This is a genomic window from Pseudomonas sp. G.S.17, assembly GCF_038096165.1.
Taxonomy (GTDB): domain Bacteria; phylum Pseudomonadota; class Gammaproteobacteria; order Pseudomonadales; family Pseudomonadaceae; genus Aquipseudomonas.
Genome location: NZ_CP151076.1, coordinates 1,987,099 through 2,001,847, shown reverse-complemented (window position 1 = coordinate 2,001,847; position 14,749 = coordinate 1,987,099). Strand labels below are relative to the sequence as shown.

9 protein-coding genes and 1 pseudogene are annotated in these 14,749 nt (G+C 59.9%); 5 read left to right on the top strand and 5 right to left on the bottom strand.

Features of this window, described 5'->3' with window-relative positions; genetic code table 11:
- Positions 1-25: 25 nt before the first annotated feature.
- The 3 genes from pdxB to rlmM all read right to left on the bottom strand — a co-directional run bounded on the left by pdxB (position 26) and on the right by rlmM (position 3,109).
- Entirely contained in the window at positions 26-1,168 is a 1,143-nt protein-coding gene (pdxB, locus tag AABC73_RS09160; RefSeq protein WP_341523308.1) for a 4-phosphoerythronate dehydrogenase PdxB, read from the bottom strand.
- Positions 1,169-1,249: 81 nt separating this feature from the next.
- On the bottom strand, positions 1,250-1,504 hold the full coding sequence (gene tusA, locus AABC73_RS09155) for a sulfurtransferase TusA (RefSeq protein ID WP_341523307.1): 255 nt from the start codon (positions 1,502-1,504) through the stop codon (positions 1,250-1,252).
- Positions 1,505-2,041: 537 nt separating this feature from the next.
- On the bottom strand, positions 2,042-3,109 hold the full coding sequence (gene rlmM / locus AABC73_RS09150) for a 23S rRNA (cytidine(2498)-2'-O)-methyltransferase RlmM (protein WP_341523306.1): 1,068 nt from the start codon (positions 3,107-3,109) through the stop codon (positions 2,042-2,044).
- Positions 3,110-3,377: 268 nt separating this feature from the next.
- Here rlmM and acnA point away from each other — a divergent pair, with 268 nt between their 5' ends.
- Positions 3,378-6,122: an aconitate hydratase AcnA gene (acnA, locus tag AABC73_RS09145; RefSeq protein ID WP_341523305.1), complete on the top strand. Its 2,745-nt coding sequence runs from the start codon at positions 3,378-3,380 to the stop codon at positions 6,120-6,122.
- A gap of 182 nt (positions 6,123-6,304) precedes the next feature.
- On the top strand, positions 6,305-7,165 hold the full coding sequence (locus AABC73_RS09140) for a shikimate dehydrogenase (protein WP_341523304.1): 861 nt from the start codon (positions 6,305-6,307) through the stop codon (positions 7,163-7,165).
- 3 nt (positions 7,166-7,168) lie between these two features.
- On the opposite strand, the gene AABC73_RS09135 is transcribed toward AABC73_RS09140, so the two are convergent.
- Complete coding sequence (locus tag AABC73_RS09135; RefSeq protein ID WP_341523303.1) at positions 7,169-7,840, bottom strand: TetR/AcrR family transcriptional regulator; 672 nt, start codon at positions 7,838-7,840, stop codon at positions 7,169-7,171.
- 100 nt (positions 7,841-7,940) lie between these two features.
- A complete protein-coding gene (gene quiC / locus AABC73_RS09130) occupies positions 7,941-9,848 on the bottom strand; it encodes a 3-dehydroshikimate dehydratase QuiC (protein WP_341523302.1) in 1,908 nt (635 codons plus the stop codon).
- Positions 9,849-10,424: 576 nt separating this feature from the next.
- Here quiC and AABC73_RS09125 point away from each other — a divergent pair.
- The 3 genes and pseudogenes from AABC73_RS09125 to AABC73_RS09115 all read left to right on the top strand — a co-directional run bounded on the left by AABC73_RS09125 (position 10,425) and on the right by AABC73_RS09115 (position 14,697).
- Entirely contained in the window at positions 10,425-11,762 is a 1,338-nt protein-coding gene (locus AABC73_RS09125) for an MFS transporter (protein ID WP_341523301.1), read from the top strand.
- A 478-nt stretch (positions 11,763-12,240) separates the two neighbouring features.
- Positions 12,241-13,657: pseudogene (gene ltrA, locus AABC73_RS09120) on the top strand (group II intron reverse transcriptase/maturase).
- Positions 13,658-13,905: 248 nt separating this feature from the next.
- Positions 13,906-14,697, top strand: a complete 792-nt coding sequence (locus AABC73_RS09115; RefSeq protein WP_341523300.1) for a CPBP family intramembrane glutamic endopeptidase — start codon at positions 13,906-13,908, stop codon at positions 14,695-14,697.
- The last annotated feature ends 52 nt before the right edge of the window (positions 14,698-14,749 follow it).

The window sequence follows — 14,749 nt, the reverse complement described above, 5'->3', positions numbered from 1 at the left end:
CGGCCGTCGTAACCTCGGAACGCTCCTACAGGATCTTGCTTGCACCCAGCGCCTGCACCAACTGCTCCAGCGCTTCGGACTGGCCATTGATGCGCACCAGCAGGCTGTCGATTTCACGACGCGGCGGATAGTTTTTGCGCAGGGCATCGAAGGCGAGCGGCTGGCTGACCGGCCCCACCAGGCTGCGGCGGAAATCGGCGTCGTCCCGGCGTGGGTCGTAAACGCCCCGGCACAGCGTATTCAACGCCCAGGTCGGGTCGGTCTGTTCATCTAACGTGACTTGCGCCAGCCACGGCTTGGGCAGCAGGTCATCGAGGCTGATCGGCGCCGGTTGTTGGAGAAACCCGCACAACGCTTGATAAATCTGCGCGGTGCCGCGTTGTCGACCATCCAGGCTGTAACCGGCAATGTGCGGCGTGGCGATGACGCACAGGTCGGCAAGCGCCGCGTTCACGCGGGGTTCGCCTTCCCAGACATCCAGTACGGCTTGCAGATCTTCGCGCTCCAGCAACACGTCGTACAACGCATCGTTGTCGACCACCGGTCCACGTGCGGCGTTGATCAGCCAGCAACCCTGTTGCAACTGCAGCAACCGTGGATGATCGAACAAGTGCCAGGTCGGGTGCTCGCCGGTCTTGTCCAGCGGGGTGTGCAGGCTGATGACATCGCAGCGCTGGACGATTTCATCGAGGCTGACAAAATCGCCACCTTCGCTGGCTTGCCGAAGCGGGTCGCAGACCAGCACGTTCCAGCCCAGCCCTTTCAAGACGTTAACCAGACGCCCGCCCACCTGACCCGCGCCCACGACGCCATGGGTGCGCTGGTTGAGGTCAACGCCTTCTATTTCCGCCAGGGTCAACAGGCTGCCGAGTACGTAATCCACCACGCCGCGAGCATTGCAGCCCGGTGCGCTGGACCACTGAATGCCCGCCTCCCGGAAGTAATCCAGATCCAGGTGGTCGGTGCCAATCGTGCAGGTGCCGACGAAACGCACCGGGCTGCCCTCCAGCAGTTCGCGAGTGACCGGCGTCACCGAGCGCACCAACAGGATGTCGGCGTCGGCGACCGCTGCGCGGTCAATGGAACGGCCCGGGAAACGCTGAATTTCACCGAAATGGGCGAAAAAAGCATCAAGCAGCGGAATATTTTCGTCAGCAACAATTCGCATGGTGTACTCCCCGGAAGACCGCGGCAGTGTAGGCGCTGATCGTTCTGATGGGCCAGCAAACAAATCAGCGGGCCGGAAAACTCAGTCGGCTTTTTTGCGAATCCAGTACAAAAAAGTGCCGTCTTCAGCCTGTTGATCGACCAGTTCGTGATCGAGAAAAACACAGAACTTGGGGATATCGCGGCGGGTCGACGGATCGGTGGCAATCACCTTGAGCAAGCCGCCTGCGGGCAAGTCGCGCACTTTCTGGTGCAGCATCATCACCGGTTCAGGGCAGTTGAGGCCGCTGGCATCGAGAATGGCGTCAACGGGAAGGGTTGCAGATGATTCAGGCATAAAGGGCTCCAGAAGCTGGTGGGCATTGTCGCTTAAAAGCCCCCCTGCATTCCACTGTACCAAGCCTGTGCCGACGCAAGCCGGGTTTGCCCAGGAAGATCTTCAGCGCTGCACCGCCGTCTTCGGGGACAAGTCCCCTCCTACCGGGTTGTGTTGATTCGGTAGGACCGGACTTGTCCGGGAAGGTGTCAGGTCTGACGAGGAAGATCTTCAGTGTTTGCACCAGCCTCTTCGGGGACAAGTCCCCTCCTACCGGGTCGTGTTGACTCGGTAGGACCGGACTTGTCCGGGAAGGCGTCAGGTTTGCCGAGGAAGATCTTCAGTGTTTGCACCAGCCTCTTCGGGGACAAGTCCCCTCCTACCGGGTCGTGTTGACTCGGTAGGACCGGACTTGTCCGGGAAGACGTCGGGTCTGCCGAGGAAGATCTCCAGCGTTTGCACCGACTTCTTCGGGGACAAGTCCCCTCCTACCGGGTTGTGTTGACTCAGCAGGACCGGACTTGTCCGGGAAGGCGTCGGGTTTGCCCAGGAAGATCTTCAGCCCTTGCGCTTGCCATCCAGCCGACGCAAATGGCAAGTCACTTCTTCGCGATCGTGGTACAGCTGCTTGCAGCCGACCTCGACGCGGATGCCGCGTGCCTCAAACCCGTCTTCAATGCGCTGTAACAGGCGCCGCACTTCAGCGTAGCGCTGCTTCATCGGCAGCTTGAGGTTGACCACTGCTTCGCGGCACAGCCCTTCGCCGATCCAGGTTTCCAGCAACGCGGCATTGCGCGCAGGCTTTTCGACGATATCGCACACCATCCAGTCCACCGGATGACGCGGCTTGAAGGTAAAACCATCGGCCATCAAATGCTGCACCAGCCCGGTGTCCATGAGGCTTTCCGCCATCGGACCGTTATCGATGGCGGTGACCAGCATGCCCCGGCGCACCAGTTGATAGGTCCAGCCGCCCGGCGCGGCGCCGAGATCGACGCCGGTCATGTCGCCGGACAGGCGCTCGTCCCACTGATCGCGGGGGATGAAGTGGTGCCAGGCTTCTTCCAGCTTCAAGGTCGAGCGGCTAGGCGCTTCCCGGGGGAATTTCAGGCGCGGAATACCCATGGGCCACATCGCCGAATTATTCGACTCGGCCACGCCGAGAAACACTTCGCGGCCGCTCTTGAAGGTCAGCAGCAGGCGCGGTTTGCGCGGGTCATCCACCAGTTTGCCGGCCTCGGTCAAGGCCTTGCGCAGTGGCGCTTCAAATTTGCGGCAGAAATTGGAAAGCTCCTTGCCATCATTGGTGTCGACCACTTCCAGCCACAGGCTGCCGCAGGTCGCAAAATCCGCCATGTGCGACAGGATCACGCTGATGCGGTCGGTTTCCGGCAAATCAAGGAACACCCCCCGCGCCCACTGCCGAGGGAAGATCAACTTTGCGAAACGCTGACCATTCATCAGGCGTTCTGCGCCATCGTCTTCAGTGCAGATGAACTCGGCGCAGGCCGCGTTGGGCTTGGCCTTGGCGTAACCGGACACATTCAGGCGCGTCGCATGCTCGGCGATTTCCGAGCAGACTTCGCCCTCGAAACCGGGCCGGCAGTGCATAAAAAGGGTGTTCATGGGTATCTCCTGGGCAGCGATCAGACACTTGACCGCTGCGTCGCCCCGGCAACGAGCCTGGACCAGCTATACATGAGGGTTAACCTCATGGACGCGAAAGCGGCGCATGATAGCTGAATCAGGAACCACTGGCGCGGCCCACAGGTCCAGTACTACACCCGTCAAGATTGCAGACGGCGTCACAACCGGCTCAACCGAGCAGACGCAAGCCTGCAGCAGATGCCAATCGTCAAGTCCGTGACCGTGCGGACGCGTAAGGAGTAATTTCATGCCCTCCCTCGATAGCCTGAAAAGCCTCAAGACCCTCGAAGTTGCCAACAAGACCTACCATTACTTCAGCCTGCCCGAGGCTGCCAAAACCCTCGGCGACCTGAACAAGCTGCCCATGTCCCTTAAAGTGCTGCTGGAAAACCTGCTGCGCTGGGAGGACGGCAAGACCGTTACCGGCGCGGACCTCACGGGTCTTGCGGCCTGGCTGGGCGAACGACGTTCCGACCGGGAAATCCAGTACCGCCCGGCGCGGGTATTAATGCAGGACTTCACCGGCGTCCCGGCAGTTGTCGATCTGGCCGCCATGCGCGCGGCGGTTGCCAAGGCGGGCGGCGATCCGCAGCGCATCAATCCGCTGTCCCCGGTGGATCTGGTCATCGACCACTCGGTAATGGTCGACAAGTTCGGCGACGCCAGCGCCTTTGGGCAGAACGTCGACATCGAGATGCAGCGCAACGGCGAACGTTACGCCTTCCTGCGTTGGGGCCAGAGCGCCTTTGACAACTTCAGCGTGGTGCCGCCCGGCACCGGCATCTGTCACCAGGTCAACCTGGAATACCTGGGCCGCACGGTCTGGACCAAAGACGAAGACGGCCGCACGTACGCCTTCCCGGACACGCTGGTCGGCACCGATTCCCACACCACCATGATCAACGGCCTCGGCGTGTTGGGCTGGGGCGTGGGCGGGATCGAAGCCGAGGCCGCAATGCTCGGCCAGCCGGTGTCGATGCTGATTCCGGAAGTGATCGGTTTCAAACTCAACGGCAAGCTCAAGGAAGGCATCACCGCCACCGATCTGGTGCTGACGGTGACGCAAATGCTGCGCAAGAAAGGCGTTGTGGGCAAATTTGTCGAGTTCTATGGCGACGGCCTGGCTGATTTGCCATTGGCCGACCGCGCCACCATCGCCAACATGGCCCCGGAATACGGCGCGACCTGTGGTTTCTTCCCGGTGGACGACATCACCCTGGACTACCTGCGTCTGTCCGGACGTCCGGACGAAACCGTGCAACTGGTGGAAGCCTATTGCAAAGCTCAGGGCCTGTGGCGCGTGTCCGGTCAGGAACCGCTGTTCACTGACAGCCTGGAGCTGGACATGAGCAGTGTCGAAGCCAGCCTCGCCGGGCCAAAACGTCCGCAGGATCGGGTGGCTTTGCCGGGTGTCGCCCAGGCGTTCACCGACTTTCTCGGCCTGCAATTCAAGCCGACCCACAAGGAAGAAGGCCGCCTGGAAAGCGAAGGCGGCGGCGGTGTCGCGGTGGGCAATGCCGATCAGGTCAGCGGTGAAGCCGACTATGAATACGAAGGCCATAAATACCGGCTGAAAAACGGCGCGGTAGTCATCGCCGCGATCACCTCCTGCACCAACACCTCGAATCCGAGCGTGATGATGGCGGCCGGGCTGGTGGCGAAAAAGGCCGTGGAAAAAGGTCTGAAGACCAAACCATGGGTGAAAACCTCTCTGGCGCCAGGCTCCAAAGTGGTGACGGATTACTACAAGGCGGCCGGGCTAACCCAGTATCTGGACGCATTGGGCTTTGATCTGGTGGGCTATGGCTGCACCACCTGTATCGGCAACTCCGGCCCGCTGCCGGAACCCATCGAAAAAGCCATTCAGCAATCGGACCTCACCGTGGCGTCGGTGCTGTCCGGCAACCGCAACTTTGAAGGCCGGGTGCATCCGCTGGTCAAGACCAACTGGCTGGCCTCCCCGCCTTTGGTCGTTGCTTATGCCCTGGCTGGCAGCGTGCGTATCGACATCAGCAGCGAGCCACTGGGCGAAGGTTCCGACGGCCAACCGGTGTACTTACGGGATATCTGGCCGACCCAGAAGGAAATCGCCGCAGCGGTCGAGCAGGTCAACACCGGGATGTTTCACAAGGAGTACGCCGAAGTGTTCGCGGGCGATGAACAGTGGCAGGCAATCGAGGTGCCGCAGGCCGCGACTTATGTGTGGCAGGAGGATTCCACCTATATTCAGCACCCGCCATTCTTTGATGACATCGGCGGCCCTTTGCCAGTGATCGAAGACGTCAAGGGCGCGCGAGTGCTGGCCATGCTCGGCGATTCGGTCACTACCGACCACATCTCCCCCGCTGGCAATATCAAGGCCGACAGCCCGGCCGGGCGTTACCTGCGCCAGCAAGGCGTCGAGCCGCGAGACTTCAATTCCTATGGCTCGCGACGCGGTAATCATCAGGTGATGATGCGCGGCACCTTTGCCAACATCCGCATCCGCAACGAGATGCTCGGCGGCGAGGAAGGCGGTTACACCCTGCACGTTCCCACTGACGAGAAGTTGTCCATCTACGACGCGGCCATGCGCTATCAGGCTGAAGGCACGCCGCTGGTGGTGATCGCCGGTCAGGAATACGGCACAGGATCGAGTCGCGACTGGGCGGCCAAAGGCACCAACCTGCTGGGCGTCAAAGCAGTGATTGCCGAGAGTTTCGAACGCATCCATCGCTCCAATCTGGTGGGCATGGGCGTATTGCCGCTGCAATTCAAAAATGGCCAGAGCCGCAAGACCCTCAACCTCAACGGCAAGGAAACCCTGAACATCAGCGGCCTGACCCACGCCAACCTGCACCCCGGCATGGACCTGACCCTGCAGATCACCCGTGAAGATGGCAGCCAGGAAAACCTCGATGTGTTGTGTCGCATCGATACCCTGAACGAAGTCGAGTACTTCAAGGCTGGGGGGATTTTGCATTACGTGCTGCGGCAGTTGATTGCTGCGTAGCCTGATTCGCGAGCAAGCTCGCTCCCACAGAATCAGTCCACAAGACAAGGGCGATAACCGCACGGATTATCGCCCGGCTTTGATGTAGGCTCTTTCGCAAAATTAACCATCTGGTACATTTTGTGAAAACAGCGTTCACTTTGCTTGAACGCACTCATAACAAGAATCGAGAGCCTATCGCCATGACCTCATTCAAAACCCCTTCGATCCTTGCCGGGCTGATCGGCGCGGGCATTCAGGCTTCGCGCACGCCGGCCTTGCACGAGCACGAAGGCGATGCCCAGGGCATGCGCTATCTGTACCGGCTGATCGACATCGATGCGCTCAAGCTCGACAGCAGCGCCCTGCCGGATTTGCTGCAAGCGGCCCAGCGCATGAGCTTTACCGGGTTGAACATCACGTTCCCCTGCAAACAGGCGGTGATTCCGCTGCTGGACGAACTGTCCAGCGAGGCCTTGGGCATTGGTGCGGTAAATACCGTGGTGTTCAAGGACGGCAAGCGCATCGGCCACAACACTGACTGCCTGGGCTTTGCCGAAGGCTTTCGCCGAGGCCTGCCGGATGTGCCGCGCCAGCGTGTGGTGCAACTGGGTGCCGGCGGCGCTGGAGCCGCCGTGGCTCATGCGCTGCTGGCCGAGGGCGTCGAGCAGTTGAGCATTTTCGAAGTCGATCCGGCGCGGGCGCAAAGCCTGGTGGACAACCTCAACGCCCACTTCGGCACGCCACGGGCGCAGGTCGGGCGGGATTTACCCGGCGCGATGGCCAGCGCTGATGGCGTGGTCAACACCACTCCGGTGGGCATGACTAAATTGCCCGGCACTCCGCTGCCACCGGAACTGCTGCATGCCGGGCTGTGGGTGGCGGAAATCATCTATTTCCCGCTGGAAACCGAACTGCTCCGTCACGCACGTGCGCTGGGCTGCCAGACGCTGGATGGCGGCACCATGGCGGTTTTCCAGGCAGTGAAAGCCTTCGAACTGTTCAGCGGCCAACCCGCCGATGCTGAACGTATGCAGGCGCACTTTCAGCGCATGAACGACTGAGATTCAAGGCCGCAGGTAGCGCGTCACTGAATCGCAGATCATGTCCTTGTGGCGCTGCTTGACCTGTTCGTCCACCAGATCGATCTGGAAGATTTCCGAGAAGGTGTGGCGGTTCGAGATCCGATAGAAGCAGAACGAACTGATCATCAGGTGCAGATCGATAGCGTCCACGCCCTGGCGAAAGATGCCTTCGCTCTCACCGCGCCGCAGTAGCTTGTCGAGCGTCTCGACGATGTTCTGGCTCAAGGCGCGGATCGTCGGCGATTGTTTGACGTTTTCGCCGTTATGGATATTTTCGATGCAGACGATACGCACGAAATCGACGTTGCGGTCGTGGTGGTCGAAGGTGAATTCCACCAGACGCTGGATGGCCTGCATGGGTTCCAGCGCATCCAGATTCAGCCCGGTTTCGGTGCGACGAATATCGCCGTAGAGCTTCTCCAGCACTTCAGCGTAAAGCTGCTCTTTGCTGTTGAAGTAGTAATAGATCATCCGTTTCGAGGTATGCGTGCGCTCAGCGATGGCATCGACACGCGCGCCGGACAGCCCTTGCGCGACAAACTCGACAATGGCGGCTTGCAGGATATTGTCACGGGTCTTTTCCGGGTTGTTCTTGCGGCCCTTGACGGGTACCGGCAAAGGCGCTTCGGCGAGACTGTCGTCGGTAGTTTTCATTATTGATTCACGGTTCGGATAAACGATTGGCCGCGTGCATTATGCAGGCGACTGCGCCAAAGATCCCGTCCCTGACGCAGCCGTTCAATCAGCGACTCAATCAAAGTCGGGCTTGCCGTGCCGCGCCGCTGCGTGCCTTGGCCATCGCCGCCAGACGCACCGCCACGTTTGCGGCGCCGTAACCGACATAACCGTTCTTGCGCTGGAGGATTTCGAAGAAGAATCGATCGTCGAATGACTCGGTGTACACGTGAAACAATTCGCCACCTTGGGCGTCGCGGTCGTACAGCACGTTGTAATACGCCAGTTCGCTGAGAAATTCGTCGTCGAAGTCGAAACGCGCGGCCAGATCGTCGTAGTAATTGAGCGGGATATCCAGCAATTGCACGCCCGCCTCTTTCGCGCGGCTGACCTGGGCGAAGATGTCTTCGCAGTCAAAAGCGATGTGGTGCACGCCCGAGCCGCGATAGCTCGACAACGCGTGGGAAATGGCCGTGTTGCGGTTTTCCGAGATGTTCAGCGGCAAGCGCACCGTGCTGCAACGGCTGCGCAACGCCCGGCTTTTCACCAGCCCATAAGGGTCCGGCAGTACCACTTCGTCGTCGGCCTCGAAATCCAGCACGGTTTTATAGAACAGCACCCAGCTGTCGAGACTGTCGGCTGGCAAAGCCATGGCCATGTGATCGATGTGCTGCAAACCGCCACCCTGTTCAGCATCAGGGTTGATGATGAAATCGCTGTCGTAGATCGACTGGCCCGGTTGAGCCGGCTCGACGAGATAAATCAGGCTGCCATCCGGTGCGCGCACGGCGGGAATTTCCCGCTCGTTGGGCCCGACCAGCCCGCGATACGGCTGACCTTTGTAGACCCTGGCCCGCTCCAGCGACGAAGCGCCGTCGTCGACGCGCAATGCGGTGGCGCACAACGAAGGGCCGTGGGCTTCGAAGAAACTGTGGGCGAACGAATAGGGTTCAGCGTTGAGCACGATTTTGATATCGCCCTGCCCCAACAGGCTGACGGCTTTGGAGCGGTGCTGGCCCAGTTTGGCGAACCCGAGGTTTTCCAGCCAGCCGGAGAGTTTCGCGCCCTGGGCGTCATCCACGGCGAACTCCAGAAACTCGACGCCGTTGTAGGCACTGGCGGGCGGCGGGCTGAACAGCAGATCCTGAGGAGCTGGCTTTTGTTGCTTTTCGAGCAACAAGCGGGTCTTTTCTTCCAGGTACAGCAACGAGCGCAGGCCATCGGCCGCATTGGCCCGAGGCGGCGCGGCGCGGAAGCCGTCGTTGAAAATTTCCAGGGACAGCGGCCCCGTGTAACCACTTTGCAGGATCGGCGCGAGAAAGCCCGGCAGGTCGAATTCGCCCTGGCCGGGGAAACAGCGAAAATGCCGGCTCCATTCCAGCACGTCCATGGCCAGCACCGGTGCGTCGGCCATCTGCACAAAAAAGATCTTGTCGCCGGGGATTTGCGCGATGCCACTCGGATCGCCCTTGAGCGACAAGGTGTGGAAGCTGTCGAGCAATACGCCGAGTGCCGGATGATCGACTTGACGCACCAGATTCCACACCTGTTGCCAGGTATTCACATGGCGGCCCCAGGCCAGCGCTTCGTACCCCACCCGCAACTGTCGGGCACCGGCCCGCTCGGCCAGCAGGCTCAGGTCATCACGCAGAATGTTTTCGTCGCCAAGGGAATCCGCCGCCGCATTGCTGCACACCAACACCAGATCAGTGCCCAACTCCTGCATCAGATCGAACTTGCGCTCGGCGCGGTCGAGATTGCGTTGCAGACGTTCCCGGCGGCAGCCTTCGAAGTCGCGAAACGGCTGGAACAAGGTGATGGCAATGCCCAGATCGGCGCACAGCTGCCGAACATGGCGTGGGCTGCCGTCGTAATACAAAAGATCGTTCTCGAAAATCTCCACCCCGTCGAAACCGGCGGCAGCAATGGCTTCAAGTTTTTCCGGCAGGGTCCCGCTCAAGGAAACGGTGGCAATCGAACGTTGCATGCTTGTACTCCTTTGAGATCGCGACCTCTGCGGATCGCGCGTTGATGCGTCTGAACGAATTATTCGCCTCGCAAACCGCTACCGCAAATTAAATGTACCAACTGGTTAGTTTTACGTTCGATAATCGCCCAAAACCCTTTTCAGCCAATTGACGGTGCGGGTCGTGATTGCCCAAGATCAGCTCCACATTGTCGGACAAGGTTAATCCTGACGTCGTAACCGCTCATGTAGGCAACGTTGCAAGCTGCCTCAGATGCCTGGTTCAAACAGCCCCATAACAATTTCAATAAGACGGTCAATCGCCATGAACGCTCAACGCAACAGCACTATTTGCCCTTGCGGCCACCCGCCCCGATCATCGGCCTCGTCGACCCAATCAGTTGAATGCTCTTTTATTACCCGCCCGACGGGTATCGGATCGCGCTTCGCCTGATTAAAATCCAGCGCCCTCGAAGAATGGCCCTTGCAGGACTGACGCCTGCGGGATCGCCCACGGCCCGTCAACGGCCCTGATTCGAGTCGCCTTTTCAGTTCGATCGTGGCCCATGCCGCGGTCCTTGAACGGATGGCCAGACCATGCTTTCGACACATTCCTCTGCAACGACGGCCAAGACCGCGCACCCTCAGGCCGGTATCGGCGAGAAAATCCGTGGCGCCATGGCCGTGGGCAAGACTCGCTGGGGCATGCTCGCCCTGGTGTTCTTCGCCACGACCCTGAACTACATCGACCGCGCTGCGCTGGGGGTCATGCAGCCCGTCCTCGCCAAGGAGATGGGCTGGACGGCGATGGACTACGCCAATATCAACTTCTGGTTCCAGGTCGGCTACGCCGCAGGGTTCCTGTTGCAAGGTCGATTAATCGACAAGGTCGGCGTCAAACGCGCGTTCTTCCTCGCGGTTTTACTCTGGAGCGTGGCCACTGGCGCCCACGGCCTGGCGACATCCGCCGCAGGATTCATGGTCTGTCGTTTCATTCTCGGCCTGACCGAAGCCGCCAACTATCCGGCCTGCGTAAAGACCACCCGGCTGTGGTTCCCAGCTGGCGAACGCGCCATTGCGACCGGCATCTTCAACGCCGGCACCAACGTCGGCGCCATGGTGACCCCGGCCCTGCTGCCTATCATCCTGACGGTTTGGGGCTGGCAGGCTGCGTTTCTGTGCATGGGACTTCTCGGTTTGAGCTGGGTGGTGATCTGGCGCCTGAAATATTTCAACCCGGACGAGCATCCAACCGTCAGCCAGGCTGAACTGGACTACATTCACAAGGCTGTGGAACCCGAGCCGGTCAAGGTTCCGTTCACACACATCCTGAAAATGCGCGGCACCTGGGCCTTCGCCCTGGCGTATTCGCTGACCGCGCCGGTGTTCTGGTTTTACCTCTATTGGCTGCCGCCCTTCCTCAAGCAGCAATACAACCTGGGGATCAGCGTCACGCAAATGGGTATCCCGTTGATCCTCATCTGGCTGACGGCGGATTTCGGCAGCATCGGCGGCGGGATTCTTTCGTCCTGGCTGATCGGCCGTGGCATGCGCCCGATTACCGCGCGATTGCTGTCCATGCTGGTATTTGCGATCACCATCATTAGCGTGATCTTCGCCGCCAACGCCAGCGGTCTCTGGGTCGCGGTACTGGCCATCGCTTTGGCAGTCGGTGCGCACCAAGCCTGGACCGCGAATATCTGGAGCCTGGTGATGGACTACACGCCCAAGCATCTGATCAGCACGGTGTTCGGTTTCGGCGGCATGTGCGCAGCAATTGGCGGCATGTTCATGACCCAGATCGTCGGCGCCGTCCTGACGGCGACCAACAACAATTACAACGTGCTCTTCACCATGATCCCGGCCATGTACTTCATCGCCCTGACCTGGATGTACTTCATGGCGCCGCGCCAGGTACCCACCATCAAGGAATAAAACGCTGCATCTAAATCAAGGCCGCTTATTGCAAGCGGCCTTTTTTATGGTGCGCCAGGCATGGCGCGTAGCGCCGTGACTGGCGCTGTTTAGCTCACTGTGGTGGTGAGCCAAACGACTTGGAGGTGAAAGTCCTCTACACACCCGGCAAGGGGAAGTGTTAGCCAGAGGCAAGGGTGTCGCGGGTGACTGCGAATCTGAAGGAAGCCCGAGGCAAAATGCTGGCCTGACGAACAGGAAGCGGATGAGGCGGCACAGTGGGGTAAGACGGCCATAATCGTCAAAGCCCAATACTTGCACGGAACGCTGTGACGTATATCCGACAGGCATAAGCAGGAAGGTCGCGCGAATTACCCTGGGAGATCTGCATGCTTGCCACTGTGCTACCGAGCGCCGAGAGGCGACGGGATGAGTGTGCAGAAGTCAGCTGAAGCCGTAGTAATCGCCGTAACCGGGCCGATGAAGGGCCGAACAGGTTATGCCGCCAGTAGACGTCAGAGTCTCGTCGAATGTCCGAAAAGCAGAAATCTCTCGACAAGAGGGCTGTAACCCCAAGTTCTGGACAGAATCCAGGGCTTGCGGCTGGCAGTGCGCAGGCATCGGCGGCGTCTGTGACGTGGACGAACGCGGAGCCGGACACGCTGATGGAGCGGGTGCTTGCACCCGCCAACCTGCGGCGTGCGTATCAACGCGTGGTCAGCAACAAGGGCGCACCGGGTGCCGACGGCATGACGGTGGAGCAACTGGCGGACTACACGAATCAGTATTGGCCGATCCTCAAGGCTCGGTTGCTGGCCGGCGAGTATCACCCGCAAGGTGTGCGCGCCGTCGAAATCCCTAAACCCAAAGGTGGAACACGGCAGCTAGGCATCCCCTGTGTCGTGGACCGTCTGATCCAACAGGCTTTGCTACAGCAGCTCACGCCGATTTTCGATCCTCTGTTCTCGGATTACAGCTACGGTTTTCGTCCGGGTAGAAGCGCTCATCAAGCCATCGAAACAGCCCGTGCCCATGTGGCGGCGGGTCACCGCTGGTGCGTGGAGCTCGATCTGGAGAAGTTCTTTGATCGGGTCAATCACGATGTATTGATGGCCTACGTCGAGCGTCAAGTCGAAGACAAGCAAGTGCTCAGGCTGATCCGCCGCTACCTCGAGGCTGGAGTCATGTCGGGCGGGATCGTCAGCCGACGGCAGGAGGGGACGCCGCAAGGCGGCCCGCTCTCGCCGTTGCTGTCGAACATCCTGCTCAACGAACTTGACCGTGAGCTGGAGCGACGGGGTCATCGCTTCGTGCGGTATGCCGATGATGCGAACATTTATGTGCGTAGCCGTCGTGCTGGCGAACGGGTGTTGGCCGGGGTTGAGCGCTTCCTGAATCAGCGGCTGAAACTAGCGCTGAATCGGAAGAAGAGCCGTGTGGCGCGGCCCTGGGTCTGTGATTACTTGGGTTATGGGATGAGCTGGCATAAACAGCCGAGGCTGAAAGTGGCGTCGATGAGCCTAAATCGCTTGCGCGACCGGCTCAAAGAGCTGCTGCAAGGCGCACAGGGTTGCAAGATGGCTACGATCATCGAGCGAATCAACCCGGTGTTGCGCGGTTGGGCAGGCTATTTCAAGTTCAGCCAGAGCAGGAAACCACTTGAGGAACTGGACGGCTGGGTCCGACGCAGACTTCGATGCGTCCTATGGCGTCAATGGAAGTGGCCCTCAACGAGGGCGCGCAGCCTGATACGCCTGGGACTCAAAGAAGAGCGGGCTTGCAAATCAGCGTTCAATGGCCGTGGCCCATGGTGGAACTCGGGAGCGTCACATATGAATCAGGCGCTGCCGAAGAAGCTGTGGGATCGGCTTGGGCTGGTCTCGATACTGGATACGATCAACGGTTTATCCGCATAACCTGAACCGCCGTATACGGAACCGTACGTACGGTGGTGTGAGAGGACGGCGGCTGTGAGGCCGCCTCCTACTCGATGCAGAAAAACATCACAGGGAAATATCCGACAACCATTTCTCTCAGAAAAAACTGACAAACAACTGGAAATTTTCCTTGCCGATCAGTGAAGCTTGGCGCCGGCATCTGCCCCTCGATTCGGGTGTGGGCATCTGCGCCCAAGCCTCGACTGAATGGACTCAAGGAACTCCACATGTTTGCCACGCGCTGGACCAGCCTGACGTTACTGACCCTGGGGTATGGCCTGGCCATTGCTTATGGTCATTTCAGCCTGCCGGCCATCGTCACCTTTGCACTGTTGGTCATGGCCGGGATCTGCGTCACGCAGTTCAAACAGCGCGCGGTGATGGGCTTTGGTCATGGTCTGTTCATCGCACTGGCGATAGCACTGGCCAGCCACTGGCTGCCGGGTTTCTTCAGCGAACGGGTAATTGCGGCGCAACGACTGACGCCGCAATCCGCACCGTTTTCCATGTACCTGAATCTGGATAAACCGCTGATCGGATTCTGGATTCTGCTGGCCTGCCCGTGGCTGCTGCGCAACGTCACCATCGGGCAAGTCGTCAAGACGACATCATTAACGCTGCCGGGCACCGCGTTCGTCTGCCTGAGCACCGCAATGGCATTGGGGCTTATCGGTTGGGACCCGACCTGGCCGGCGAAAAGCTCACTGTGGCTGGCGAACAATCTGTTATTGGTGACCCTGACCGAAGAGCTGCTGTTTCGCGCTTATATTCAGGGCGGCCTGCAACGGCTGTTCAAACCGCTGCGTTATGGGAGCACACTGGCGCTCGGCTGCGCAGCGCTGCTTTTCGGCCTGGCGCATTTTGGCAGCGGCTGGCAATGGGTCCTGCTTGCTGGCCTGGCGGGGGTTGGCTACGGCATGGCCTTTCGCTTTGGTGGATTGCCGGCAGCGGTCATTACCCACTTCGGCGTCAATCTCGTGCATTTCAGCTTTTTCACTTACCCCATGTTTGATCGGTAGACCGCTTAGTTCCACTAGTGGCTATCTGGTCATTTCGACCACAGGCTCAATG